The sequence below is a fragment of the Streptomyces sp. NPDC048521 genome (assembly GCF_043199855.1).
GTDB lineage: Bacteria > Actinomycetota > Actinomycetes > Streptomycetales > Streptomycetaceae > Streptomyces.
This window is the reverse complement of the sequence record NZ_JBICWR010000022.1, coordinates 83,220-104,634: the sequence shown is the minus strand read 5'-3', so window position 1 is coordinate 104,634 and position 21,415 is coordinate 83,220. Positions and strand designations below refer to the sequence as shown.

The following is a 21,415-nucleotide window of genomic DNA, read 5'->3' as shown; positions in this document are numbered from 1 at the left end:
TGCGGGGCATGCCGGACGCAGAAGACGTACGCCGTATCGCCCTGTCCCTGCCGGACACCACGGAGAAGGTCGCCTGGAGCATGCCCACGTTCCGGGTGGCCGGGAAGATGTTCGCCACGCTCCCGGAGGACGAGACGTCCATCGCCGTGCGCTGCCCGAAGGAGGAGCGCGACGAACTGGTGCTGGCCGAGCCCGGCAAGTTCTGGATCGCCGACCACGAGGCCCAGTTCGCCTGGGTGAGAGCCAGACTCGGGGCGCTGGAGGACGAGGAGGAGTTGCGGGACATCCTGGCCGACTCCTGGCGCCAGGCGGCCCCGCCCCGACTCCTCGACGCCCACCCCGAGTTGGGGCTGCCGCCCGGGGGCTGAAAATACCGGGTGCTCGCGCGCGGCGCGTGGCATGATCCCGCGCGGCGGGAGCGGTGAGGGGGCACCGCGGGTCGGCAGGGAGGGGAGCACCCGGGATGACCGGAACGGACGCACGGCACGACAGCGCTGCCCCGACCGTGCCCAGGAGCGAAGCGGGCGCCCCGGCCGTCTGGTCGCGGGACTTCGCCCTGTTCTTCGTGGCCCGGGCCGTCGCCCGCCTCGGCGACACCATGCTGCCCGTGGCGCTCGCCGCCGGCCTCCTGGAACACGGGTACGGCGCGGGCGCGGTCGGCCTCGCCATGGCCTCCACGGCCGCCGCGTTCGCGGGTCTCGTCGTCTTCGGCGGGGTCATCGCCGACCGGTTCAGCACCCGCAGACTGATGATCGGCTCCGACCTGGTCCGGCTCGTCACCCAGTCCCTCGCGGCCGGCCTCTTCTTCGCCGGGCACGTGGTCCTGTGGCAGGTCTGCGCCATCGGCGTCGTGGGCGGCGTGGCCGGAGCCGTCTTCCAGCCGGGCGTGGCCAGCACGGTGCCCCGGCTCGCCACCGACATCCAGGGCGCCAACGGCGCGATCCGCATCGCCGAGTCGGCCGCACAACTGGCGGGTCCGGCCGTCGCCGGCCTCCTGGTGGGCTTCGCCTCGGCCGGCGGCGTGTTCGCCGCGCACGCCGCGACCTACGCGATCAGCGCGCTGTGCCTGGTGCTGCTCCGGCTGCCCCCGCTCCCCGCCGGCGCCCGCGCCGCCACCGGCCGCGGCATGCGCGCCTTCCGCGCCGATCTGGTCGAGGGGTGGCGGGAGTTCCGGTCGCGGACCTGGCTGTGGGGCGTGATCGCCGTCTGGTGCCTGTACATGATCGCCGTGTGGGGGCCGACGGTCCCGCTGGTGGCCACCGAGGTCGTCCAGCACCACGGCCCCCGCGCCTACGGCCTGGTCAACTCCGCCCTCGGCGCCGGCACCGTCGTCGGCGGCCTGCTCGCCCTCAAACTGCGCCCCCGCCGCATGCTGCGGGCCGGCGCGCTCGCCCTGTTCGCCTTCTTCGGCTTCCCCGGAGCCGTCGGCGCGGGCCTCGGCCTACCGGCCATGGCGGCCGGAGCGGCGGTGGCCGGGGCCGGGATGGCGTTCTGGGGCGTGATGTGGGCGACCAGCGTGCAGACCCAGGTCCCGGCCGACGTCCTCAACCGCATCCACGCCTACGACGTGGCGGGTTCCCTGGCGATGATGCCGGTCGGCCAGGCCCTCGCGGGCCCCGCGGCCGGCGCACTCGGTGCCGACCGAGTCCTGCTGGTCTCCGCCGTGACGAGCCTGGCGGTGGCCGCGGCCCTGCTCGCGGTCCCGGCGATACGCGACCTCGTCCGCGCCGACGCGACCGCCGCCGTCCCGGAGGCGCCGTAGCTCACGCCCGCGCCGCGACGCGCCGCCCCGCGCCCACGAACCGCCCGATCCGCTCCCGCAGGCTGGGGGCGTCGAGCCCGTGCGCGGCCGCGTGTTCCTCCACGGTCCCGTAACGGCGCAGCTCACGGCGGCCGACGCCCAGTCCGAGCACCCGGTGCGGAACCTCGGCCAGCGCCTCGCTCACCGCGCCCGTCGACGTCCCCGCGAGATATGGCTCGACCAGCACGACGTCGCCGCCCGCGGCCTCCGTGGCCCGGCGCAGCCCCGCCGCGTCGAAGGGCCGGACGGTCGTCGCGTACAGGACGGTCACGTCCAGACCCTCCGTGGCCGCGAGGACCGCGTCCAGTACCGGGCCGACCGCTACCACGACGCCGGTCCGGCCCTCGCGGACCGTGACGAAGTGCTTGCCGTCGATCACCCGGCCCTGCCGGTTGGACTGCACGGAGAGCCGCACGTACACCTTGTCGTCGCCCGCGGCGACCGCGTGGTGCAGCAGTGTCTCGGCCTCGTCGGGGTGCCCGGGCACGTGCACGGTCCAGCCGTCCAGGGTGTCGAGCAGGGCCACGTCGCCCGGGGCCATGTGCGTGTAGCCCCCGGTGGAGAAGTCGAAGGAGGCGGCCGCGCTCACCAGCACAGCTCCGGCGTTCTGATGTCCCAGATCCAGCTTGATCTGCTCGAACGGCCGCTCCACGAGGAAGCTGGCGAAGGTGTGCACGACCGGACGCAGCCCGGTGAGCGCCAGCCCCGCCGCCGCCCCGACCAGGAGCTGCTCGCGGATGCCGACGTTGATCACCCGGTCGGGATGCCGGCGCATGGCCTCGCGGAAGGCGTCCTTGCCGATCTCGGCGAGGACGACCGCGACCCGCGGGTCCTCGTCCAGCAGCCGGGAGGCGACGGGGGCGAAACGGTCACGCATGGTGTCCATGGGGGTTGGGCCTTTCCGGAGAGCAAGAGTGGTTCAGGCGTTCTTCGCTTCGACACGGGCCACGACCACGTGCGGCCGACCCGGGTGCGGGGCCGTGAAGGCGGCGTACAGGGCCTCGTGGTCGCGTCCGTCCACGGTGACCGCGGACCAGCACGCGGCCTCGAAGCGGGCGGCGATCCCACCGGGCAGCGCATGGCTGGCGGAGGAGTTGTCGACCACCACGGTGTGCAGCCGCTCCAGACCGGAGGGCCCGGCGAAGGCGATCGCCTCGTGATTGCTGCCCTCGTCCAGTTCGGCGTCCCCGATCAGTACCCACACCGCCGGGTCGTGCAGCCCCTGCGCCCGCAGCCCCAGTGCGGTGCCCACTGCGATCGGCAGCCCGTGCCCGAGCGACCCGCTGCTGATCTCCGCCCCCGGCACCAGCACGCGGTCCGGGTGGTGCCCGAGCGGGGAGTCGTACGAGGCGAACCCGGGCAGCCAGTCGACGGGCATGAAGCCCTTCGCGGCCAGCACGGCGTAGTACGCCATGGGCCCGTGCCCCTTGCTCAGCAGGAACCGGTCCCGGCCCGGATCGTCCCGCCGCTCCGGCGTGACCCGGAGCACCCGGTCGTACAGCACCCACAGCACGTCGAGCGTGGAGGTGGCCGCCGGGCCGTGCTTCTCGTCTCCGGTCATCAGGCTCATCAGCCCCGGCAGGTCGTCATGGCCGTACGCGGGGCGCTCGTCCGCTGTGATCGTCATGCCGTCGATCATGCAACCTCAAGCAAACTTGAGGTCAAGCCGAAACGGATGCGCGACCACCGACCCGAGTGCGGTATGGTTTCCCTGCGCGTTTCGGCCGGGGAAACCCCAGGTCAAACGGGTAGCGGGACGTGGCGCAGCTTGGTAGCGCACTTGACTGGGGGTCAAGGGGTCGCAGGTTCAAATCCTGTCGTCCCGACTCGCGAGAGTCGCAGGTCCGGGGCCGTTTCGGAGAAATCCGAAGCGGCCCTTCTCCCTTCCTGGGGACCAAGCGCGCACGACGTCGGGCGGCTCGTGCGCGCTGCGTCGTGTCACCGCATCAGAAGGCCAGGCCCACGTGCGCGAGGGCCTGCTTCAGCAGTACTCCGTGTCCGCCCGGCATCTCGCTCTGCACGGCCGGGGAGGCGGCCTCCTGCGGGCTGAACCAGACCAGGTCCAGCGCGTCCTGCCGGGGGCGGCAGTCGCCGGTCACCGGCACGATGTAGGCCAGGGACACCGCGTGCTGGCGCGGGTCGTGGTACGGCGTGATGCCCGCCGTGGGGAAGTACTCCGCGACCGTGAACGGCTGCAGGGAGGCCGGGACGCGGGGCAGGGCGACCGGGCCGAGGTCCTTCTCCAGGTGGCGCAGCAGCGCGTCGCGGACCCGCTCGTGGTGCAGGACGCGGCCGGAGACCAGGGTCCGGCTGACCGTTCCGTCCGGGCCGATGCGCAGCAGCAGTCCGATGCTGGTGACTTCGCCGCTGTCGTCCACGCGGACGGGCACGGCCTCGACGTACAGGATCGGCATCCGGGCCCTGGCCATTTCCAGCTCGTCCGTGGTCAGCCAGCCGGGCGTGGTCTCGGTCATGTCAGACATTGCTTGATCATACTTTCCGGGTGGGGCGCCCGCCGAGGTCGCGGGCCGGTTCGTTTGCGGGCAGTCCGTACAGTCGGCGGGCGTTGTCGCGTCCCGTCCAGGTCGCGATCCGCAGAGCGTCGGACAGGCTCAACTCGTCGGAGTCCACGCGGGCCTGGAGCATTCCGGCCAGCCCCTGGCGGAAGGACAGCGCGCCCAGGTGGTGGAATTCGGCCACACCGTAGGCGTCGGAGCTGTACAGCAGTTTGCGGAACGGAGTGATCTCCAGGGCCTCCTCCAGCACCGCCCGGCAGCGGGCCGGGCCGGTGTAGTGCAGGGCGAGCCCGACGTCCAGATACACGTGCCGGAACACCGCGGACAGGTAGGCGGCCTGGCGGTGGTAGGGCCAGCAGTGCAGCAGGAGGACCGGCAGGGCGCCGGACGTCAGGTGCAGCCAGTCGGTGAGCAGGGCGGGATCCGCGCGGTGCAGTCGTACGTCGGCGTCGCCGAAGCCGGTGTGCAGCTGGAGCGGCAGGCCCAGGTCGACGGCGGTCCACAGCAGGTGCCGTACCAGGACGGGGTCGGTGAGGCGTCCGCCGTGTGGGAGCCAGCGGGCGGCGGCCCCGGTCACCTCGGTGTCCGTGGGGCGTGCCGGGTCCAGCGCGAAACCGGTGCGGTAGGCGGCCACCGACTTCACCGCCACCACCCCCGGCCGGCGCACGGCCTCCTCGGCGGCCCCGCGGAAGGCCGCCGCGTACGCGTCCGGCTCCACGCCCCGCGCGGCCACCGCCTCGGCGAGCTGCTCCAGCCGTACGACCTCGTAGGCGGCGGCCCCTGCCGAGCGGCCCAGTTCGGCGGGGGTGGTCACCGGGTGCGGGGCGTAGCCGGTGTCCACGCAGAACACCTCCGCTCCGGACGCCGTCAGGAAGCGCCGGTTGACCTCCTGCCAGCCGAGGGCCGAGCGCCGGGCCAGGTAGTCGACGGCCGGCGCGTGGCGGGGGAGGTCCAGCAGGGGCGCGCAGTGACGGCGGACGGCCACGCCGACGGGGCTGTCGAAGGGCGAGATGCCCGGCCAGGCCTCGCCCTCGGTGATGAGGGACTCGAACGCGTCGGCGGTGAGGTCGGCCGTCACGGCGCCGTGGCAGTGGTGGTCCACCAGGGGCAGCTCGGCGAGTGCCTCGTGGACCGGCCCGGATACGGCGGCCATCGTCAGTACGCCCAGCGGTAGGCCGCCGCCACCTGGGCGTCGTCCAGGCCGGCCACGGCCGCCGCCTCCCCGAGCCGTACGGCGATCACGGCGTCCGCGAGGACCGGGCCCAGCGCGTCCCGCAGCACCTGGTCCGCGCGGAACTCCTCCACGGCCCGCGGCAGCGACCGCGGCAGCCGCCGTACGCCGGGGGCCGCCGCCTCGTCCCCGCCGTAACGGGCCGGGTCGCCGGTGATCTCCTCGGGGAGGGACAGGGCCCTGGTCAGGCCGTCGAGGCCCGCGGCGATCACGCAGCCGAGGGCCAGGTACGGGTTGGCGGCCAGGTCGACCGGTTTGACCTCGAGGTTGGCGTCCTGGTCGTGGCGGCCCACCGTGCCCGTGATCACCCGCAGGGCCGCCTCCCGGGTCTCGCGGCCCCAGGCGGTGAACACCCCCGCCCACTGGGACGGTTTGAGCCGCAGGTAACTGGCCGGGCTGGGGGCGGTGACCGCCGTCAGCCCGGGCAGCCGTGCGAGCACCCCGGCCGCGAAGGACTCCGCCTCGGCCGTCATGCCGTACCGGCGCCCGCCGCCCGCGTGCAGATTCACCCCGTCGCGCCAGCAGGACAGGTGCAGATGGCCGCCGTTGCCGACGCCCTCGGCGGACACCGCGGGCGCGAACGACACCCGCAGGCCGTGCCGCTGCGCCACCGCCCGGATCGTCTGCCGCACCAGGACACTGCGGTCGGCCGCCGCCACCGGGTCCAGCGCGCCCACCGAGACCTCGAACTGCCCGGCCGCGTACTCGGGGTGGAGCTGGTCGACGTCCACGTCCTGCGCGGCGAACGCGGCCAGCAGGTCGGCGGTGTAGTCGCTCAGCTCGACCTGCCGGGTCGCGCCGTACGCCGGTCCGGAGACCGCCGGCACGAACTCCCCGGCGGGCGCCGAACCGAGCCCGACCGCCCACTCGACCTCGACGGCCGCCTTGAAGACGAGCCCGTGCCGCTCGGCGGCCTCGGTGACGATCCGGCGCAGAAAGGTTCGGGCACAGCCGGGATGCCGGGCGCCCTCCTGGGTGATCCGGTCCACCGGCGCCCACGCCCAGCCGGGCTGCCCGGCCAGCACGACCAGCTGATCGAGGTCCGGGTAGAGCCGGAGATCACCGTCCGGGGAGCCGAGGACGTCGGTGGTGACGATCGAGTCGTCGGCGAGGAAGGTGTCGAACACCGGGGACATGCCCACGCCCCAGGACACGGCCGCCTCCAGCCGTGCCGTCGGGACCGTCTTCACCCGGCCGACGCCCGCGGTGTCGACGTACGCCAGCACGACGCCGCGTACGTCCTTCGCGGCCAGGTCGGCGGTGAGCCCGGCGACCCGGCGCAGATCGCCGGGACGCCCGCCGGGCACGGGGTCGTCAAGGGTGGTCATACGTCCTCCTCGGCGGGCTCGGCGGCGCGGACGGCCGGGGTCAGCGTTTCACGGCCACCGCGCCGAACTGCGGCACCGGGGCGGCGGACACCGGCTCGGCGCGCCACTGCGAGCACGGCACCAGACCCGGCTCGACCAGTTCGAGACCGTCGAGGAACCCGGCGATCTCCGCCCGGCCGCGGGCGGTGATCGGCGGGGTGGCGTTGGCGTTCCAGAACTCCATCGCGGCGACGTTCCCCTCGCCGCCCACGTCACCGTCGCAGGTCGGGTGGGTGAGCACCAGGTAGCTGCCGGAGGGCACCGCCGCCATCAGCCGACGCACGATGTCCCGGGCCTCGCCGGTGTCGAGCACGAAGTTCAGGATGCCCAGCATCATCACCGCGACCGGCCGGCCCAGGTCCAGGGTCTCGCCGGCGCACTGCACGATGCCCTCCGGGTCGTGGACGTCTGCGTCGATGTAGTCGGTGACGCCCTCGGGGGAGCCGGTGAGCAGCGAGCGGGCGTGCACGAGCACGATCGGGTCGTTGTCGACGTACACGATCCGTGACTCGGGGGCGATCCGCTGGGCGACCTCGTGGGTGTTGTCCACGGTCGGCAGGCCCGTGCCGATGTCGAGGAACTGCCGGATGCCGCGCTCGGCGGTCAGGAACCGCACCGCCCGCGCGAGGAACTCCCGGTCCGCGCGGGCCACCGCCCGGATCACCGGGAACATCCCCGCCACGTGCTCCGCGACCCGCTGGTCGACCTCGTAGTTGTCCTTGCCGCCGATCCAGTAGTTCCACACCCGGGCGTTGTGCGCCACGGAGGTGTTCAGCTTCGCCGGTCCGGTCGTCGGAGGCTGCCCTTCGGTCACGTCGCCGCCCTTCTCGCGCGCGGTGCTGCCGTCATTGTGCCGCCGGTCGAACGCGCTGTCCCGGGAACCGCGCACCGTGGGCGGTTCGGGGCGCCTCCGGGACGTTCCGGCCCATGGGGAACACTGGACCCCTACGCCGTCCCCGACCGGAAGCAGGACATGCCCGCCACGCCCACGCCTTTCCTGGACGCCCCCGGCCTGCCCGCCGGCCCCGCCGACATCCGGCTCGTCGTCACCGACATGGACGGCACGCTGCTGGACGACGCCAAGCGGATCCCCGACGGGCTGTGGCCGATGCTCGCCGAACTGCGCCGGCGAGGCGTGCTGTTCAGCCCGGCGAGCGGCCGCCAGTACGCCACGCTGGCCCGGCAGTTCGCGGACGTCGCCGAGGGCATGGTGTTCATCGCGGAGAACGGCACGTACGTGGTCCGGGACGGCGTGGAGCTGAGTTCCGACCCGCTGGCGCGGTCGGTCGCCGCCGGGGTGGCCCGGACGGTGCGGCGGCTGGTCGCGGACGGTGTGGACGTCGGCGCCGTCGTGTGCGGCAAGCGGTCGGCGTACGTCGAGCGGACCGACGAGGCGTTCCTGGCCGAGGTGCGCAAGTACTACGTCGAGCACCGGATCGTGCCGGACGTCACCGCCGTCGACGACGAGGTGATCAAGGTCGCGCTGTTCGACTTCGGGCCGGCCGAGCACTCCACCGCCCCGGCCCTCGCGGAGTTCGCCGGCACCCACCAGGTCGTCGTCTCCGGGGAGCACTGGGTGGACGTGATGAACCGCTCCGCGAACAAGGGCACCGCCCTGCGCGGCCTCCAGCGCGCGCTCGGCATCACGCCCGCCCAGACCATGGTCTTCGGCGACTACCTCAACGACCTGGAGATGCTCGACGCCGCCGAGTGGTCCTTCGCCATGGCGGGCGCCCACCCGGAGGTCGTGCGCCGGGCCCGTCACCTGGCCCCGTCCAACAACGACAACGGGGTGCTGAGGACCATCGCCCGGGTGCTCGGCGTGTAGGGCCGGCCACCGGGCCACGCGTGGGACCGTGCGGCGGAGGTCAGGACTTCCGGCCCACTCCGCCGTACAGGGAGAACGGCCCCATGCCGTCCGGGGCCTGCTCGCGCCGCCAGTCGTCGACCGGCACGATGCCCGGTTCGAGCAGGTCGAGCCCCGGAAGAAGGCGCCCACTTCGTCCCGGGAACGCGCCACCGGCGTCACCCCGTCCGCCGCGTAGGCGGCGATGCCCTTCTGCACGTTCTCCGGTTCGAAGTCGGCCGTCATCATCGACAGCACCAGGCAACTGCCCGGTGCCAGCGCGTCGACCAGGGCCGGCACCACGTCGTGGGCGCCGTCCTCGTCGGCCACGAAGTGGAGCAGGGCGATGAGGGAGAGGGCCACCGGGCGGTCCAGGTCCAGGACGCGTGCGGCGCGTCGGAGGATGCCCTGCGGGTCGCGGGCGTCGGCCTGCACGTACGCGGTCGCGCCCTCGGGGGTGCCCCGCAGCAGCGCGCTCGCGTGGGTCGGCACGGTCGGGTCGTTGTCGACGTAGACCACGCGGGGGTCCGGCACCGCAGGCTGGGCGATCTGGTGCAGGTTGGCTCGGCCGGTATGCGGGTGCCGATGTCCAGGAACTGGCGGACGCCGTCCTGGGCCAGCGTGCGCGTGGCCCGGTGCATGAACGCCCGGTTGGCGCGCGCGGCCCGGGCGGCGCCCGCGTCGATCGCGGTGATCCGGCGGCCGAGTTCCTCGTCGACGGGGTGGTTGTCCGTGCCGCCGAGGAACCAGTGCGGGCAGCAGTCTGACACGATCACGCGGCGCGGCGGAGACAGTCTTCGGCCACCTGCTTGTCGAGTGCGGCCCGCACCAACGCGGCGGCCAGGACGGCCGGTTCGGTCTCCCCGGCCAGCTCGGTCAGCTTGTCCGGGTCCTTCGGCAGGCCGAGCCGCTGCGCCCCGGACAGCGCCTTGCCGTCGAGGTAGGGCGCCAGTTCCGGCCAGACGCGCTGCGCCTCGCGCAGGAAGATGTCGGCGCCGGCCGGGCCCACGCCGGGCTCCTCCTGGAGCAGCCGCCTGAGCTCGCCGGTGTCACCGTGCGCCTCCTCGTGCAGCCGGCGCAGGTCGCCGTGCCAGCGGTCGAGCAGCAGCTCGGCCCCGTCGCCGAGCTGGGTCGCCGTGCGCTCGTCGTAGCGCCGGTAGCCGCCCCGGCCGAGCGCGTCCACCCGCTGCTGCCAGTCGGCGTCGGCCATCCGGCGCGGGCTGTCGAGGCGGTCCTCGTGCAGGGCCCGCGCGGCGGCCACCGCGACCGAGGCCCGGATGCGGGCACTGAGCAGCAGGGACAGCACGAGCAGCCGGTACAGCGACTGGGGGGTGTCCGTCAGGCGGATGCCCGCCTCCTCGGCGTACGTCCGCCCGTACTCGGACACCAGCTCGTGGACGACCCGTTCGTCCTTGTTCCCGCGCTTCATGGGCCTACGGCTCCGGTGCGTGGCTCACGGCTTGAGCGGGTCGTGGCCGAGCGTCATCAGCCGGTGCCGGCGACGGGTGTCCTCGGCCGTCCGCTCCGGCTCGGGCTCGTTCTCCATGTCCACGAGGTCACCGACGGTGTCGACGACCTCGTGCATCACGCGGATGTCGTCGTCGGTGAGGTCGGTGCGCCGCTTCTGGAGGATCGCGAGGACATGCTGCCCGGTCGGCGTCCCCGCCTCCTCGGGCAGGGGCTCCGCCTCCTCGTCGGCGTCCCGGACCCTGAGCCAGGCCGCGAGTTCCACCGAGGTCATGTTCACCACGCGGTGGAAGTCCTCCCACAGCGCGTCGAGTTCGAGGGCGTCGGCCATGGGTTTCCCCTTCCTTGCGGGAGCGGCTCTGCTAACCGGCGGCGTTGTCGCGCGGCTGGTTCTCGGCCTCGAACATCCAGCGCTGCTTCTCCAGGTCCGCCGTGATGGAGATCAGCAGGTCCTGGGTGACCGGATCGGCCTTCTCCGTCGCCTCGATCCGCTGGCGCAGCCGGCGGACGGCCGTCTCCAGCGCCGACACCATCAGCTCCACGACCTCCGTGTCACGCAGCCAGCCGTCCTTGGTGCCGGGCAGCGCGAAGGTCGCGGAGATGGTCTCCGGGCGGCCGTCCGGCGGCACGCCCAGCGCGGCGGCGCGTTCGGCGACCGTGTCCGAGTGGGTACGGGCCGTCGCGACCACCTCGTCCAGCTGGAGGTGGATCGACCGGAACCGCGGGCCCACGATGTTCCAGTGCGCCTGCTTGCCGACCAGCGACAGTCCGAGCAGGTCGACCAGCGTCTCCTGCAGGGCGGTCCCGGTGACGCCGAGCGCCTCCTCGGGCAGCGTGCTCCTGACCACGGTCATGGTGCGTCGGTCCCCTTTCGTCAGTGGTCTGCGGTCACGTCCGACAGGGCGGGTGCCCCACGTCAGCAGACGCAAACAGGCCTGATCAGCGGGGCAGTGCGGCGTCCAGGAAGCGGATCACCTCCGCGAGGACCTGCTCCCTGTCCGTCTCGTGGAACACCTCGTGCCGGGCCCCCGGGAAGATCCGCTCGGTCAGCCGGCCGCCGCTGAGCCGCTCCACTCCGGCCCGGCTGCCCGGCAGGGGCACCAGCCGGTCGTCGTCCCCGTGCAGCCACAGCAGCGGCAGCGGTCCGACGTCGCCGCCCTCGGCGACGGTCTCCAGGGTCCGCACGAACGCCTGCAGCGTCGGCCGCTTCATCGGCCCGTGCCACACCAGCGGATCGGCGGCGTACGCGGCGCCCACGGCCGGATCGCGGGAGAGCGCGGACGGGCTGACCGGGGTGTCCGGGATCTCGTCCAGGGCCAGCAGCCGCCCCGGCAGCTCCCAGGCGCCGATGACCGGTCCGGACAGGATCAGCGCGCTCAGCTCCTGCCCGTACCGCTGGGCGTAGCGGGCCGCGATCAGGCCGCCCATGGAGTGGCCCACCAGCACGAGCGGCAGGCCCGGGTGTGCGGTCCGGGCCAGCTCCGCCACCGCGTGGACATCGGTGACCACGTCCTCGAAGTCCTCGATCAGCACGCGCTCACCCGCCGACTTCCCGTGCCCCATGTGGTCGGGTGCGTACACCGCCGCCCCGTGCACGGTGAGCACGGCGGCCGGCTCCTCGTACCGGCCCGCGTGCTCGCCGTACCCGTGCGCCAGGAGCGCCAGGTAGCGGGGTGCCGGGTGCGGCCACTCGCGTACGGTCACGGCGCCGCGGGTGCCGTCGAGCACGTGCTCGCGGACGTGGGGCATGTCTCCTCCAGCTGCCTCGGTGAAGGTCCGGGGGGATCTTCCCAGCGAGCGGGTCGGGGGTCTATAGTCCAAAACTAGCAGTGCTAATTAATGAGGGGCTGCGGTACAACGCGGCCCCGGCTGATCCACAGCGTCGTAGGTCAGGAGTCCAGCCGTGCGTCCCGTCCACTTCGCGGCCGCCCGCCGCACCCCCATCGGCAAGCTGCGCGGAGCCCTGTCCTCCGTCCGGCCCGACGATCTCGCGGCGACCGTGATCCGCCACCTGGTGGCCGACGTGCCCGCCCTCGACCCCGCCCGGATCGACGACGTCTACTGGGGCGCGGCCAACCAGGCAGGTGAGGACAACCGCAACGTCGCCCGGATGGCCGCCCTGCTGGCCGGACTCCCCGAGTCCGTACCCGGCGCCACCGTCAACCGGCTGTGCGCCTCCGGCCTGGAAGCGGTCACCACCGCCGCCCGGACGATCGCCGCGGGCGAGGCCGACATCGTGATCGCGGGCGGCTCCGAGTCCATGAGCCGCGCCCCCTTCGTGCTGCCCCGGCCCGACGAGGCGCTGCCGCAGCGCATCGAGACCCACGACACCCGGCTGGGCTGGCGCCTGGTCAACCCCGCGATGAAGGACCTGCACGGCCTGCTGTCCATGGGCGAGACCGCCGAGGAGGTCGCCGAGCGCCACGGTGTCTCCCGTGAGCGCCAGGACGCGTTCGCCCTGCGCAGCCACCGGCTCGCCGCCGCCGCACGCAAGAACGGCCACTTCGACGACGAACTCCTGCCCGTCGAGCGCCCGGACGGCATCGTGGTCGAGCAGGACGAGTGCGTCCGCGAGGACACCTCGCTGGAGAAGCTGTCCCGTCTCAAGCCGGTCTTCCGCCAGGGCGGCACGGTCACGGCGGGCAACGCCTCGCCGATGAACGACGGGGCGGCCGGTCTGCTGCTGGTCAGCGAAGAGGCCCTGAACGAGCTGGGGCTGGAGTCCCTGGGGCGTTATGTCGCGGGTGCCTCCGCCGGGGTCCATCCCGACGTGATGGGCATCGGCCCGGTCCCCGCCACCCGCAAGGCGCTGGCCCGGGCCGGCTGGGAGATCGGCGACCTCCAGGAGGCGGAGTTCAACGAGGCGTTCGCCGCGCAGGCACTCGCGTGCGTCGACCAGTTGGGCATCGACCCCGACCTGGTGAACCCCACCGGCGGCGCCATCGCCCTCGGCCATCCGCTCGGCTGCTCCGGCGCCCGCATCCTGACCACCCTGCTGCACCGGATGCGCCGCACGGGCGCGGAGCGGGGACTGGCGACGATGTGCGTGGGGGTGGGACAGGGCAGCGCGGTGCTGGTCGAGAGGCACTGACCGCACCGCAACGGGGGCGCCCCGCAAGGGGAACCGGTACACGAGCCGCAGCAAGGAAACGGAGCACCACTCCATGGCAACCCTGTCCGTCGCGTCCATCCTCGCCGAGAACGCAAGGCGCCGCCCCGGGAAGACGGCTCTCGTCGAAGGCGATCTGCGGCTCACCTTCGCCGAGGTGTGGCGGCAGGCGCTGGCCCGGGCCGGCGCCCTCACCGGCCTCGGCGTACGACCGGGCGACCGGGTGGCGCTGATGGCCCCCAACACCGCCGAGTTCCCGGTCGCGTACTACGCGATCGCCGCGGCCGGCGCCGTCGTGGTCCCCGTGCACCTGCTGCTGTCCGCCGGGGAGGTGGAGCACGTCCTGCGCGACAGCGGTGCGACGCTGCTGCTCGTCCACCCCGCCCAGGCGGAGACCGGCCGGGCCGCGGCCGCCGCCACCGGCGTCCGGGCGGTCACCCTGGGCGAGGAGTTCGGCAAACTCGCCGCCGACGCCGAGCCGCTCCCGTCGTACCTCACCCGGGCCGCCGACGACCCCGCGGTGATCTTCTACACCAGCGGTACGACCGGCGTGCCCAAGGGCGCCGTGCTCAGCCACTTCAACCTGGTGATGAACGCGACCGTCAACGCCTTCGACGCCAACGACATCCGCCCCGACGACATCGCCCTCGGCGCCCTGCCCCTGTTCCACGCCTTCGGCCAGACCGTCTCCCTCAACTCCACCTGGCGGGCCGGCGCCACCCTCGTCCTGCTGCCCCGCTTCGACGCGGCCCGCGCCATCGAGCTGATGGTGAACGAGGGCGTGAACACCTTCCACGGCGTGCCGACCATGTTCGTCGCCCTCGCGGCGGCAGCCCCGGACGCCGCCGCGCTGCCCACGCTGCGCGTGTGCGTCTCGGGCGGGGCCTCGCTGCCCGTCGCCGTACTGGAACGGTTCGAGACCGCGTTCGGGACGACGGTCTACGAGGGGTACGGGCTGTCGGAGACCTCGCCGACGGCCACCGTCAACCAGCCCGTCTTCGGCACCCGAGCGGGCACCATCGGGCATCCGCTGTGGGGCATCGACGTGGAGATCGCCCGCGCCGAGGTCGAAGGACGCATCGAACTGCTGCCGGCCGGCGAGCTGGGCGAGGTCGTCATCCGCGGCCACAACGTCTTCTCCGGCTACCTCGGCCGCCCCGAGGCCACGGCCGAGGCCCTGGTCGACGGCTGGTTCCGCACCGGCGATCTCGGCACCAAGGACGACGACGGCTTCCTGCGGATCGTGGACCGCAAGAAGGACGTCATCATCCGCGGCGGCTACAACGTGTACCCGAGGGAGGTCGAGGAGGTGCTGATGCGCCACTGCGACGTCGCCCAGGTCGCCGTCATCGGCCTGCCCGACGAACTGCACGGCGAGGAGGTGTGCGCCGTCGTCGTCCCCGCGCAGGGCGCCGCCCCCGACGCCACCGCCCTCACCGAGTGGTCCAAGGAGCACCTGGGCCGGCACAAGTACCCGCGGCGCGTGGAGTTCACGGAGGCGCTGCCGCTCGGGCCGAGCATGAAGGTCCTCAAGCGGGAGCTGCGGGCGCGGTACACAGGGCGTTAGGGACCGACCAGCGAGACGGTCCTTACGCGGGCCCCTTGCGTGCGCATAGCATCGGTCCCCGCATGAACACGATGACTCTCTGGCACCTGTCCGGCTGGGAGTTCGCGGCGCTCGCCTTCGCCGCCCTGCTCGTCGGCTTCTCCAAGACCGCCGTGAGCGGGGCCAACACGGTCAGCCTCGCGATCTTCGCGGCGGTCCTGCCCGCCCGGGCCTCCACCGGCGTCCTGCTGCCCGTCCTGATCGCCGGCGACGTGCTCGCCGTCCTCACCTACCGGCGGCACGCGCACTGGCCCACGCTGTGGCGGCTGTTCCCGGCCGTCGCGGCGGGCGTGGTGGTCGGCACGCTGTTCCTGGTCTGGGCCGACGACGGGATCGTACGGATCTCGATCGGGGTGATCCTGCTGCTGATGGCCGGCGTCACCCTGTGGCGTCGGCGCCGGGAGGAGGCGACGGAGGACGCGCCGGACGCGGTCACGACCCGGGCGGGCCGGATGAAGGCACGCTCGTACGGCGTGCTCGGTGGATTCACGACGATGGTCGCCAACGCGGGCGGGCCGGTGATGTCGATGTACCTGCTGTCCGCCGGCTTCCGGAAGCTGGGCTTCCTGGGCACGTCGGCGTTCTTCTTCCTGATCGTCAACGTCTCGAAGGTGCCGTTCAGCGCGGGACTCGGCCTGATCGACGGCCGCTCGCTGTTCCTCGACGCCGCGCTCGTGGTGTTCGTCGTACCCGGCGCGTTCTTCGGCACATGGGCGGTGAACAGGATCGACCAGAAGCTCTTCGAACGGCTCGTGATCGCGGCGACGATCGTGGGCGGGGTGCAGCTGCTACTGCGCTAGCCCGAGCAGACCGGGCAGGTCGGCGAAGGAGTCCACGACGTGGTCCGGTGTGCCGCTCGCGTGCTCGTGCGTCTCGGGCCGGTACTTGCCCGTCTTCACCAGCACCCCGGTGAGCCCGGCCCGCTGCGCCGCGAGCACGTCCGACTCGATGTCGTCGCCCACCATCAGCGCCTCGTGCGCCGCCACACCCAGGCGGGCCAGCGCCGCCCCGAAGAACGCCGGCGACGGCTTGCCCGTGACCTCCGCCTCCACCCGCGCTGCCTTCTCCAGACCGAGCAGGAAGGCCCCCGCGTCCAGCTGCAGCCCGGCGTCGGTCCGCCAGTACAGACCGCGGTGCATGGCGATCAGCCGCGCACCCCGCTGCAGATGCCCGAAGGCCCGGTTCAGCGCCGCGTAGTCGAACTCCGGCCCGGCCCCGCCGAGGACGACCACGTCGGGACGGTCCTCGACCAGGGTGATGCCCTCGAGGTCCGCCCCGATGTCGCCGCTGTTCAGGAGGGCGCAGCGGGCGCCCGGAAAGTGCTCGGCGAGATGGGCGGCCGTCACGGAGGGCGCGGTGAGGACGTCCTGCGGGGCCACCTCGAAACCGGCCCCCGACAGGGTCTCGGCGATCGAGGTGCGGGTACGGGAGGTCGTGTTGGTCACCAGGGCCACGCCGAGACCGGCCGCGCGGATCCTCCGCAGTGCCTCCACCGCACCGGGCAGCGGCTTCCAGGAGACGGTGAGGACACCGTCGATGTCGATCAGCACGGCACGCGCGGATTCCATGGTCCGACCGTAGCGACCGGGTCGCGGATCGTCCCGCACGACCTGGATACGCTCACCCCTATGCCCGCGCACGTCCTCATCCTCGGCGGCACCGCCGAGGCCCGCCGCCTCGCCGCCGACCTCGCCGCCCGCCCCGGTGTCCGGGTCACCACCTCCCTGGCCGGCCGGGTCGCCCGGCCGGGGGCGGTGGCGGGCGGGGTCCGGATCGGTGGCTTCGGCGGTGCGGAGGGCCTGGCCGACTGGCTGCGCAGGCACCAGGTGGACGCCCTGGTCGACGCCACCCACCCCTTCGCCGAGTCGATCACCGCCCACGCGGCCCGTGCGGCGGCGGCCACCGGCGTCCTCGCGGTCGTCCTGCGCCGCCCCGGCTGGCGCGCGGGCCCCGACGACGACTGGCACCCGGTCCCGTCCCTGGCCGAGGCCGCCGAGGTCCTGCCCGGCCTCGGCCGCCGGGTGTTCCTCACCACCGGCCGCCTGGGCCTCGCCGCCTTCGCCCACCTGACGGACCTGCACTTTCTCGTACGCTCGGTGGACCCGCCCGAGCCGCCGCTGCCGCCGGACACCGAAGTGGTCCTCGCACGCGGCCCGTTCGCCCTCGCCGACGAGACCGAGCTGCTGCGCGCCCACCGGATCGACGTCCTGGTGACGAAGGACAGCGGAGGCGAGGCGACGGCCGCCAAACTGACGGCCGCACGCGACCTGGGGCTGCCCGTCGTCGTCGTACGACGACCCGGGCTGCCGGCCGGGGTGACGGTGGTGCCCGACGCGGCGGGCGTACTGGAGAAGCTGGGGTTCGGCCCCGGGTGACGTCCTCGCCGGTGTTCCCGCACGGCGGACCGGGGCCCTCGCCGGTGTGCGGTCGCGGCGGACCTCAGTCCTCGGCGGTGTTCCTGCGCAGCAGATACGTGTCCATGATCCAGCCCTTGCGCTCGCGTGCCTCGGCCCGCAGCCGCTCGATGCGCGGGCCGGCCTCAGCGATCGGGCCGGAGACGAGGATCTCGTCCGGCGTCCCTATGTACGCCCCCCAGTAGATGTCGATGTCCTGGTCGGCGTACCGGGTGAAGGCCTGGTGGGCGTCCAGCATCACCACCACGTCGTCCACCCCTGCCGGGAAGCCCTCGGTCAGCCGCCGCCCGGTGGTGATCTGCACCGGGCGGGCCACCCGGTTCAGGCCCGTGCGGTGCCGGGCGACCAGCGCGGAGACACTGCTGATGCCGGGCACGACGTCGTACTCGAACGCCACCGTGCCACGCTCCAGCACCTCCTGGAGAATGCCCAGCGTGCTGTCGTACAGTGCCGGATCCCCCCACACCAGGAAGGCACCGGTGCCGTCCTCGGCCAGCTCCTCGACGATCAGCCGCTCGTAGATCCCGGCGCGCGCGCTGCGCCAGTCCTCGACCGCCGGCGAGTACGCCGCCCCGCCCGCCTTGCGGTCCCGCTCCGGGTCCCGCGCCTCCACCACCCGGTACGAGCCCTCGGCCAGATGTGCGTCCAGGATGTCCCGGCGGAGCTGGGTCAGGTCGTTCTTCACCTCGCCCTTGTCGAGCAGGAAGAACACGTCCGTGCTCCGCAGCGCCTTGACCGCCTGCAGGGTCAGCTGGTCGGGGTCGCCCGCGCCGATACCGATGACATGAATCTTTCGCACGCCCCGAGTCTGCCGCATGCCCCCGGCAGCGCCCGCACCGGCTCCGCGCGGCCGCCGACGGCACTCCTCAGGGGCCGAGCCGGGGCGCCTCGGCGCGCGCGTCCACCGGACCGGACCCGTCGTCCACGCGTCCGGCCAGCTCCCGCGCCCACCGGGCGAGTCCGGGCAGGTCCATTGCGTACGGCCGGTCCTCGCCGCGTAGTTCCGCCCACTCCTCGACCGCGCCCGCGCCCCGCCGCAGCAGACGCGCCCCGCCGACGCTGTTCCCGCGTGCCGCGTGGGTGAGCCCCACCGCCAGCTGGGCCAGTCCCCGCCACAGCGTGCGCTCGTGCCGCGGGCCCGACTTCCAGGCGTCCTCGAACACCTCGTGCGCGTGGAACGGCTTCCCCGCGTCCAGCAGCGCCTGCGCTTCGGCGACCGTCTCCCGCGGCGCCCGTACGACGCCCTCCGGCTGCCGCGGCACGCCCTCCGCGCCGTGGGGCAGCGGCCGGCCGAGCCCGTCCCGGGGCCGCGCGCTGCGCGCCCGCCCCTCCACGTCCCGGTCCCTGCCGTCCGATGCGCCCGCGTTCGTCATACGGCCGATTGTCCCCGCACCGCCCCGTGCCCTCTTCGGCGCACCCCCGGACGTGGGGTAAAGTTCTGTTCGCGCGATCACGCGGGTCACCGCGAGTGAGCGCATCGGGACGTGGCGCAGCTTGGTAGCGCACTTGACTGGGGGTCAAGGGGTCGCAGGTTCAAATCCTGTCGTCCCGACTGGGAGTTCTCTCCGTAGTCGCATGTCAGAGCCCTGTTTCGCATCAGCGAGACAGGGCTCTCGATCTTTGTGCACGGTCTTGTGTCACATCTGGTCGCATCGCGTGTGCGGCGCCGCCGATCAGGGAGGAGGCGACTTCACGGCGCCACACGGGTTGTATGAGCACGGACAGCCGGATAGGACTGTCCGCGTGACTGACCAACGCAGCTTCGCCCGTACCGTCATCGCGCTCTCCCTGGCCGTGATCGCCTGTTGCGCGCTCACTTTCACCATCATGCTGCTGGCCGGGAGTCCCGCCGTGCAGCCGCAGCGTGTCCTGGATCAGGACGCGCTGGCGCGGGCCGTGCTCAACCACGTCAACTCCGCCGACTTCGCCAAGCCCCCGACCATCGACGATGTCAGCTGCCCCGCTTCCATACCCGTCGAGGCGGGCCGGGAGTTCAAGTGCAACGTCGACGGCGTCGGCGACGGCAACAGCAGCGGCCATGCCTGGGTCAAGGTGAAGATCGAGGACGATCAGGGCGACCTGTCACTGGGCTGAGGAACGTGTTCCCGACCCGGGAAAACGCAGGTCAGGGGCAGCTCCGGAGGTATCCGGAGCTGCCCCTGACGCGTTCTTCGAGACCGGTCGGAACCGGCGGTTCCGGCCGCGTCAGCGTGCGCCCACGGTCAGGGGGCGACGGCGCGGCCGGTCTGCGGGGAGATCCGGCCGGCGCACAGGCCCTTGCCCGCCAGCGTCCGGGCGATGCGCGGAACGGCGGCGAGGGTGTTGGCCGGCCATTCGTGCATGAGGATGATCTGGCCGTTGGTCAGCCGGGACACGGCCTGCACGATCGCGTCGGTGCTCGCCCCGTTCCAGTCCTGGGAGTCGACGTCCCAGATGATCTGCGTCAGGCCGTACTTGGCCTCCACCGCCTGGACGGTGGCGTTGGTCTCGCCGTACGGCGGGCGGAACAGCTGGGGCGTACCGCCGCCGGCGGCGGCGATCGCCTGCTGGGTGCGGGAGATCTCGGAGTCGATCTGCGCCTGGCTCTGCTGGGTCAGATGCGGGTGGGTGTAGCTGTGGTTGCCGATCCACATCCCGGCGTCGACCTCGGCGCGGACCTGGGCCGGGTAGGCGGCGGCGTACTGACCCTCGTTGAACATCGTGGCCCGCAGGCCGTTCTGCCTCAGGGCGTTGAGCAGAGCCGGGGTGTGGCTGTCGGACGGGCCGTCGTCGAAGGTGAGCCCGACGTACCCGGTGCAGGTGGCGGCGTGCGCCGGGGCGGCGTCGACGGCGGCGGTGACGGTGGTCGCCACGGCCGTCGCGGCGACGGCCAGTCCGGTCAGCAGGGGGCGGGGGGTGGCGCGCATGCGGGTGGGTCCTCCTCGTGGGGGCGGCGTGACCGCGGTGGGGGGTCGGTCGGGCGGAACGGGACGGTCATCCGCTCACCGTGATGTTGGAGTAGCCGCTGCTCTGGTAGCCCTCGGTGGCGAGGATCATGTAGTAGCTGAAGCTGCCCAGCCGCATGCCGTAGCGGGCCCAGGCGTCGAAGTGGTTGCCGGTGGTGATGGTGCCGCCGGTCCTCTTGGACTGCCGGACGCTCCAGTACTGGTCGAAGGTCTTGGTGCCTTCCACGGAAGGGGCGTTGTACCGCGTCGTCCGGTAGACGTCGTACGTGCCGCCGTCGCTGGTGACGGTGCCCTTGTACGTTCCGGTGGGCCGGTAGGTGCCCCAGTTGTCGACGATGTAGTACTCCACGAGCGGGTTCGACGTCCATCCGTACACAGCCAGGTAGCCGTTGCCGGACGGGCTGAAGCTGCCCGAGTACTGCACGTTCCTGCGTCCGCCGTTGCTCCAGCCCTTGCCCGCGACGAAGTTCCCGCAGTTCGTCCACGAAGTGCTGTAGTTGCCGCCGGAGTTCAGGGTCATCGAGACCGACCCGCCGCCGTCGGTCCAGAAGGAGTAGTAGAAGCCGTTGTCGGTGCCGGTCTGGTTGGTGGTGATGGTCGTGGCGGCGTGGGCGGTGCCGGGCAGCAGCAGCCCGGACGCGGACGTGGCCAGCGCCAGGGCGCCGGCACGGCTGATGAAGCCCCTGCGGCTCATCGGGCGGGAAAGGGCGTTGTCCATGTCCATGCTTCCTCCTGGCTGAAGGTGTGCGGCTTTGTCATGTTCGCGCCAGTACCCATGGCGGGGCCGTCCCCGTGAGGGGGAGGGCTCGATTGCTGGAGAGTATGGGCCCGGGCTGAAACGGCGGTCAATGCGTCCGTTTCCGAAACTTCCTCGAAACTGAAGGGGGATTGGCCTGGTGTAGGAGCGAAAGTTTCGGATCGCCCGAGCACGGCTGTCCGAAATGGGTCCTGTCGCACGGGTTGACAAGACGTGGCGGCTCTCCGGCGGGCGGGGCGCTCAGAACAGGTGATTCGAAAGTTTCGACGTGGGGGCGTACCCGCTCCAGGGAATCGGTGCCAAGTCGCAGCCGTACCGGACCCGGGTGCGGGGTAGCCGGGTGGACGGAGACGGTC

The 21,415-nt window shown here is 72.8% G+C and carries 22 protein-coding genes, 2 tRNA genes and 2 pseudogenes; 10 read left to right on the top strand and 16 right to left on the bottom strand.

The genetic code is table 11. The features are described from left to right. Positions 1 to 8: 8 nt before the first annotated feature. A complete protein-coding gene (locus tag ACGFRF_RS35760) occupies positions 9 to 368 on the top strand; it encodes an MmcQ/YjbR family DNA-binding protein (protein ID WP_393747261.1) in 360 nt (119 codons plus the stop codon). Positions 369 to 463: 95 nt separating this feature from the next. Then, positions 464 to 1,762, top strand: coding sequence for an MFS transporter (locus ACGFRF_RS35755; RefSeq protein ID WP_393747259.1), 1,299 nt, complete (start codon positions 464 to 466; stop codon positions 1,760 to 1,762). A 1-nt stretch (position 1,763) separates the two neighbouring features. Here ACGFRF_RS35755 and ACGFRF_RS35750 read toward each other — a convergent pair whose 3' ends face one another. Beyond that, positions 1,764 to 2,687 carry a transketolase family protein gene (locus ACGFRF_RS35750; protein WP_393747257.1) on the bottom strand — a complete coding sequence of 308 codons (924 nt, stop codon included), beginning with the start codon at positions 2,685 to 2,687 and terminating at the stop codon, positions 1,764 to 1,766. Between the two features lie 33 nt (positions 2,688 to 2,720). Next, positions 2,721 to 3,428 (bottom strand): transketolase, encoded by a 708-nt coding sequence (locus ACGFRF_RS35745; protein WP_393747255.1) that lies wholly within the window; start codon positions 3,426 to 3,428, stop codon positions 2,721 to 2,723. A 125-nt stretch (positions 3,429 to 3,553) separates the two neighbouring features. On the opposite strand from ACGFRF_RS35745, the gene ACGFRF_RS35740 reads away from it, so the two are divergent. Next, positions 3,554 to 3,627 (top strand) — tRNA-Pro (locus tag ACGFRF_RS35740). A 120-nt stretch (positions 3,628 to 3,747) separates the two neighbouring features. Here ACGFRF_RS35740 and ACGFRF_RS35735 read toward each other — a convergent pair. From ACGFRF_RS35735 to ACGFRF_RS35720, 4 genes are read right to left on the bottom strand one after another with little or no spacing between them, the layout of a single operon-like run. Next, positions 3,748 to 4,275, bottom strand: coding sequence for an NUDIX hydrolase family protein (locus ACGFRF_RS35735; RefSeq protein WP_208887170.1), 528 nt, complete (start codon positions 4,273 to 4,275; stop codon positions 3,748 to 3,750). A 16-nt stretch (positions 4,276 to 4,291) separates the two neighbouring features. Then, the gene (locus ACGFRF_RS35730) at positions 4,292 to 5,470 is read right to left on the bottom strand and encodes an amidohydrolase family protein (protein ID WP_393747254.1); all 1,179 of its coding nucleotides are present in this window, start codon (positions 5,468 to 5,470) and stop codon (positions 4,292 to 4,294) included. 2 nt (positions 5,471 to 5,472) lie between these two features. After that, positions 5,473 to 6,876 carry a glutamine synthetase gene (locus tag ACGFRF_RS35725; RefSeq protein ID WP_393747252.1) on the bottom strand — a complete coding sequence of 468 codons (1,404 nt, stop codon included), beginning with the start codon at positions 6,874 to 6,876 and terminating at the stop codon, positions 5,473 to 5,475. Positions 6,877 to 6,916: 40 nt separating this feature from the next. Beyond that, positions 6,917 to 7,729 carry an SAM-dependent methyltransferase gene (locus tag ACGFRF_RS35720; protein WP_393747329.1) on the bottom strand — a complete coding sequence of 271 codons (813 nt, stop codon included), beginning with the start codon at positions 7,727 to 7,729 and terminating at the stop codon, positions 6,917 to 6,919. A gap of 159 nt (positions 7,730 to 7,888) precedes the next feature. Here ACGFRF_RS35720 and ACGFRF_RS35715 point away from each other — a divergent pair, with 159 nt between their 5' ends. Beyond that, positions 7,889 to 8,743, top strand: a complete 855-nt coding sequence (locus ACGFRF_RS35715; RefSeq protein ID WP_393747327.1) for a Cof-type HAD-IIB family hydrolase — start codon at positions 7,889 to 7,891, stop codon at positions 8,741 to 8,743. A gap of 210 nt (positions 8,744 to 8,953) precedes the next feature. On the opposite strand, the pseudogene ACGFRF_RS35710 reads toward ACGFRF_RS35715, so the two are convergent. The 5 genes and pseudogenes from ACGFRF_RS35710 to ACGFRF_RS35690 all read right to left on the bottom strand — a co-directional run. After that, positions 8,954 to 9,531: pseudogene (locus tag ACGFRF_RS35710) on the bottom strand (SAM-dependent methyltransferase); the annotation flags it as partial. A 2-nt stretch (positions 9,532 to 9,533) separates the two neighbouring features. After that, a complete protein-coding gene (locus ACGFRF_RS35705; protein WP_393747250.1) occupies positions 9,534 to 10,190 on the bottom strand; it encodes an endonuclease in 657 nt (218 codons plus the stop codon). Between the two features lie 24 nt (positions 10,191 to 10,214). Further along, on the bottom strand, positions 10,215 to 10,559 hold the full coding sequence (locus ACGFRF_RS35700; RefSeq protein ID WP_393747248.1) for a DUF3140 domain-containing protein: 345 nt from the start codon (positions 10,557 to 10,559) through the stop codon (positions 10,215 to 10,217). A 31-nt stretch (positions 10,560 to 10,590) separates the two neighbouring features. Beyond that, a complete protein-coding gene (locus ACGFRF_RS35695; protein WP_393747246.1) occupies positions 10,591 to 11,082 on the bottom strand; it encodes a Dps family protein in 492 nt (163 codons plus the stop codon). An 85-nt stretch (positions 11,083 to 11,167) separates the two neighbouring features. Continuing rightward, positions 11,168 to 11,977 (bottom strand): alpha/beta hydrolase, encoded by an 810-nt coding sequence (locus ACGFRF_RS35690; protein ID WP_393747245.1) that lies wholly within the window; start codon positions 11,975 to 11,977, stop codon positions 11,168 to 11,170. Between the two features lie 154 nt (positions 11,978 to 12,131). On the opposite strand from ACGFRF_RS35690, the gene ACGFRF_RS35685 reads away from it, so the two are divergent. The 3 genes from ACGFRF_RS35685 (at position 12,132) to ACGFRF_RS35675 (ending at position 15,743) form a co-directional block, all read left to right on the top strand. Further along, complete coding sequence (locus ACGFRF_RS35685) at positions 12,132 to 13,319, top strand: thiolase family protein (RefSeq protein ID WP_393747243.1); 1,188 nt, start codon at positions 12,132 to 12,134, stop codon at positions 13,317 to 13,319. Positions 13,320 to 13,392: 73 nt separating this feature from the next. Continuing rightward, the gene (locus ACGFRF_RS35680; RefSeq protein WP_393747241.1) at positions 13,393 to 14,904 is read left to right on the top strand and encodes a long-chain fatty acid--CoA ligase; all 1,512 of its coding nucleotides are present in this window, start codon (positions 13,393 to 13,395) and stop codon (positions 14,902 to 14,904) included. A gap of 62 nt (positions 14,905 to 14,966) precedes the next feature. Then, entirely contained in the window at positions 14,967 to 15,743 is a 777-nt protein-coding gene (locus tag ACGFRF_RS35675; protein WP_393747239.1) for a sulfite exporter TauE/SafE family protein, read from the top strand. On the opposite strand, the gene ACGFRF_RS35670 is transcribed toward ACGFRF_RS35675, so the two are convergent. Continuing rightward, positions 15,732 to 16,511: a TIGR01458 family HAD-type hydrolase gene (locus ACGFRF_RS35670; RefSeq protein WP_393747238.1), complete on the bottom strand. Its 780-nt coding sequence runs from the start codon at positions 16,509 to 16,511 to the stop codon at positions 15,732 to 15,734. The two genes, ACGFRF_RS35675 and ACGFRF_RS35670, sit on opposite strands and share 12 nt — an antisense overlap. Before the next feature lie 60 nt (positions 16,512 to 16,571). Here ACGFRF_RS35670 and ACGFRF_RS35665 point away from each other — a divergent pair, with 60 nt between their 5' ends. Then, complete coding sequence (locus ACGFRF_RS35665; protein WP_393747236.1) at positions 16,572 to 17,318, top strand: cobalt-precorrin-6A reductase; 747 nt, start codon at positions 16,572 to 16,574, stop codon at positions 17,316 to 17,318. A 64-nt stretch (positions 17,319 to 17,382) separates the two neighbouring features. Here the strand turns inward: ACGFRF_RS35665 and cobF are convergent, their stop codons facing one another. Together cobF and ACGFRF_RS35655 are read right to left on the bottom strand one after the other, a co-directional pair. Continuing rightward, positions 17,383 to 18,156, bottom strand: a complete 774-nt coding sequence (gene cobF / locus ACGFRF_RS35660; RefSeq protein WP_393747234.1) for a precorrin-6A synthase (deacetylating) — start codon at positions 18,154 to 18,156, stop codon at positions 17,383 to 17,385. A 67-nt stretch (positions 18,157 to 18,223) separates the two neighbouring features. After that, a complete protein-coding gene (locus tag ACGFRF_RS35655) occupies positions 18,224 to 18,730 on the bottom strand; it encodes a DUF309 domain-containing protein (protein ID WP_393747232.1) in 507 nt (168 codons plus the stop codon). Between the two features lie 105 nt (positions 18,731 to 18,835). Between ACGFRF_RS35655 and ACGFRF_RS35650 the strand changes: the two genes are divergently transcribed. Together ACGFRF_RS35650 and ACGFRF_RS35645 are read left to right on the top strand one after the other, a co-directional pair. Then, a tRNA-Pro gene (locus ACGFRF_RS35650) sits at positions 18,836 to 18,909 on the top strand. Between the two features lie 191 nt (positions 18,910 to 19,100). Beyond that, entirely contained in the window at positions 19,101 to 19,451 is a 351-nt protein-coding gene (locus ACGFRF_RS35645; protein ID WP_393747231.1) for a DUF4333 domain-containing protein, read from the top strand. 131 nt (positions 19,452 to 19,582) lie between these two features. On the opposite strand, the pseudogene ACGFRF_RS35640 reads toward ACGFRF_RS35645, so the two are convergent. Together ACGFRF_RS35640 and ACGFRF_RS35635 are read right to left on the bottom strand one after the other, a co-directional pair. Next, a pseudogene (locus ACGFRF_RS35640) lies at positions 19,583 to 20,263 on the bottom strand (polysaccharide deacetylase family protein); the annotation flags it as partial. Between the two features lie 67 nt (positions 20,264 to 20,330). Then, the gene (locus ACGFRF_RS35635; RefSeq protein ID WP_393747229.1) at positions 20,331 to 21,026 is read right to left on the bottom strand and encodes a glycoside hydrolase family 11 protein; all 696 of its coding nucleotides are present in this window, start codon (positions 21,024 to 21,026) and stop codon (positions 20,331 to 20,333) included. Positions 21,027 to 21,415: the final 389 nt, after the last annotated feature.

Excerpts from the sequence above, each read along its gene's own strand:
- ACGFRF_RS35760 (WP_393747261.1), top strand. The coding sequence starts at position 9 with ATGCCGGACGCAGAAGACGTACGCCGTATCGCCCTGTCCCTGCCGGAC.
- ACGFRF_RS35755 (WP_393747259.1), top strand. The coding sequence starts at position 464 with ATGACCGGAACGGACGCACGGCACGACAGCGCTGCCCCGACCGTGCCC.
- ACGFRF_RS35750 (WP_393747257.1), bottom strand. The coding sequence starts at position 2,687 with ATGGACACCATGCGTGACCGTTTCGCCCCCGTCGCCTCCCGGCTGCTG.
- ACGFRF_RS35745 (WP_393747255.1), bottom strand. The coding sequence starts at position 3,428 with ATGACGATCACAGCGGACGAGCGCCCCGCGTACGGCCATGACGACCTG.
- ACGFRF_RS35735 (WP_208887170.1), bottom strand. The coding sequence starts at position 4,275 with ATGACCGAGACCACGCCCGGCTGGCTGACCACGGACGAGCTGGAAATG.
- ACGFRF_RS35730 (WP_393747254.1), bottom strand. The coding sequence starts at position 5,470 with ATGGCCGCCGTATCCGGGCCGGTCCACGAGGCACTCGCCGAGCTGCCC.
- ACGFRF_RS35725 (WP_393747252.1), bottom strand. The coding sequence starts at position 6,876 with ATGACCACCCTTGACGACCCCGTGCCCGGCGGGCGTCCCGGCGATCTG.
- ACGFRF_RS35715 (WP_393747327.1), top strand. The coding sequence starts at position 7,889 with ATGCCCGCCACGCCCACGCCTTTCCTGGACGCCCCCGGCCTGCCCGCC.
- ACGFRF_RS35705 (WP_393747250.1), bottom strand. The coding sequence starts at position 10,190 with ATGAAGCGCGGGAACAAGGACGAACGGGTCGTCCACGAGCTGGTGTCC.
- ACGFRF_RS35700 (WP_393747248.1), bottom strand. The coding sequence starts at position 10,559 with ATGGCCGACGCCCTCGAACTCGACGCGCTGTGGGAGGACTTCCACCGC.
- ACGFRF_RS35695 (WP_393747246.1), bottom strand. The coding sequence starts at position 11,082 with ATGACCGTGGTCAGGAGCACGCTGCCCGAGGAGGCGCTCGGCGTCACC.
- ACGFRF_RS35690 (WP_393747245.1), bottom strand. The coding sequence starts at position 11,977 with ATGCCCCACGTCCGCGAGCACGTGCTCGACGGCACCCGCGGCGCCGTG.
- ACGFRF_RS35680 (WP_393747241.1), top strand. The coding sequence starts at position 13,393 with ATGGCAACCCTGTCCGTCGCGTCCATCCTCGCCGAGAACGCAAGGCGC.
- ACGFRF_RS35675 (WP_393747239.1), top strand. The coding sequence starts at position 14,967 with ATGAACACGATGACTCTCTGGCACCTGTCCGGCTGGGAGTTCGCGGCG.
- ACGFRF_RS35670 (WP_393747238.1), bottom strand. The coding sequence starts at position 16,511 with ATGGAATCCGCGCGTGCCGTGCTGATCGACATCGACGGTGTCCTCACC.
- ACGFRF_RS35665 (WP_393747236.1), top strand. The coding sequence starts at position 16,572 with ATGCCCGCGCACGTCCTCATCCTCGGCGGCACCGCCGAGGCCCGCCGC.
- ACGFRF_RS35655 (WP_393747232.1), bottom strand. The coding sequence starts at position 18,730 with ATGACGAACGCGGGCGCATCGGACGGCAGGGACCGGGACGTGGAGGGG.
- ACGFRF_RS35635 (WP_393747229.1), bottom strand. The coding sequence starts at position 21,026 with ATGGACATGGACAACGCCCTTTCCCGCCCGATGAGCCGCAGGGGCTTC.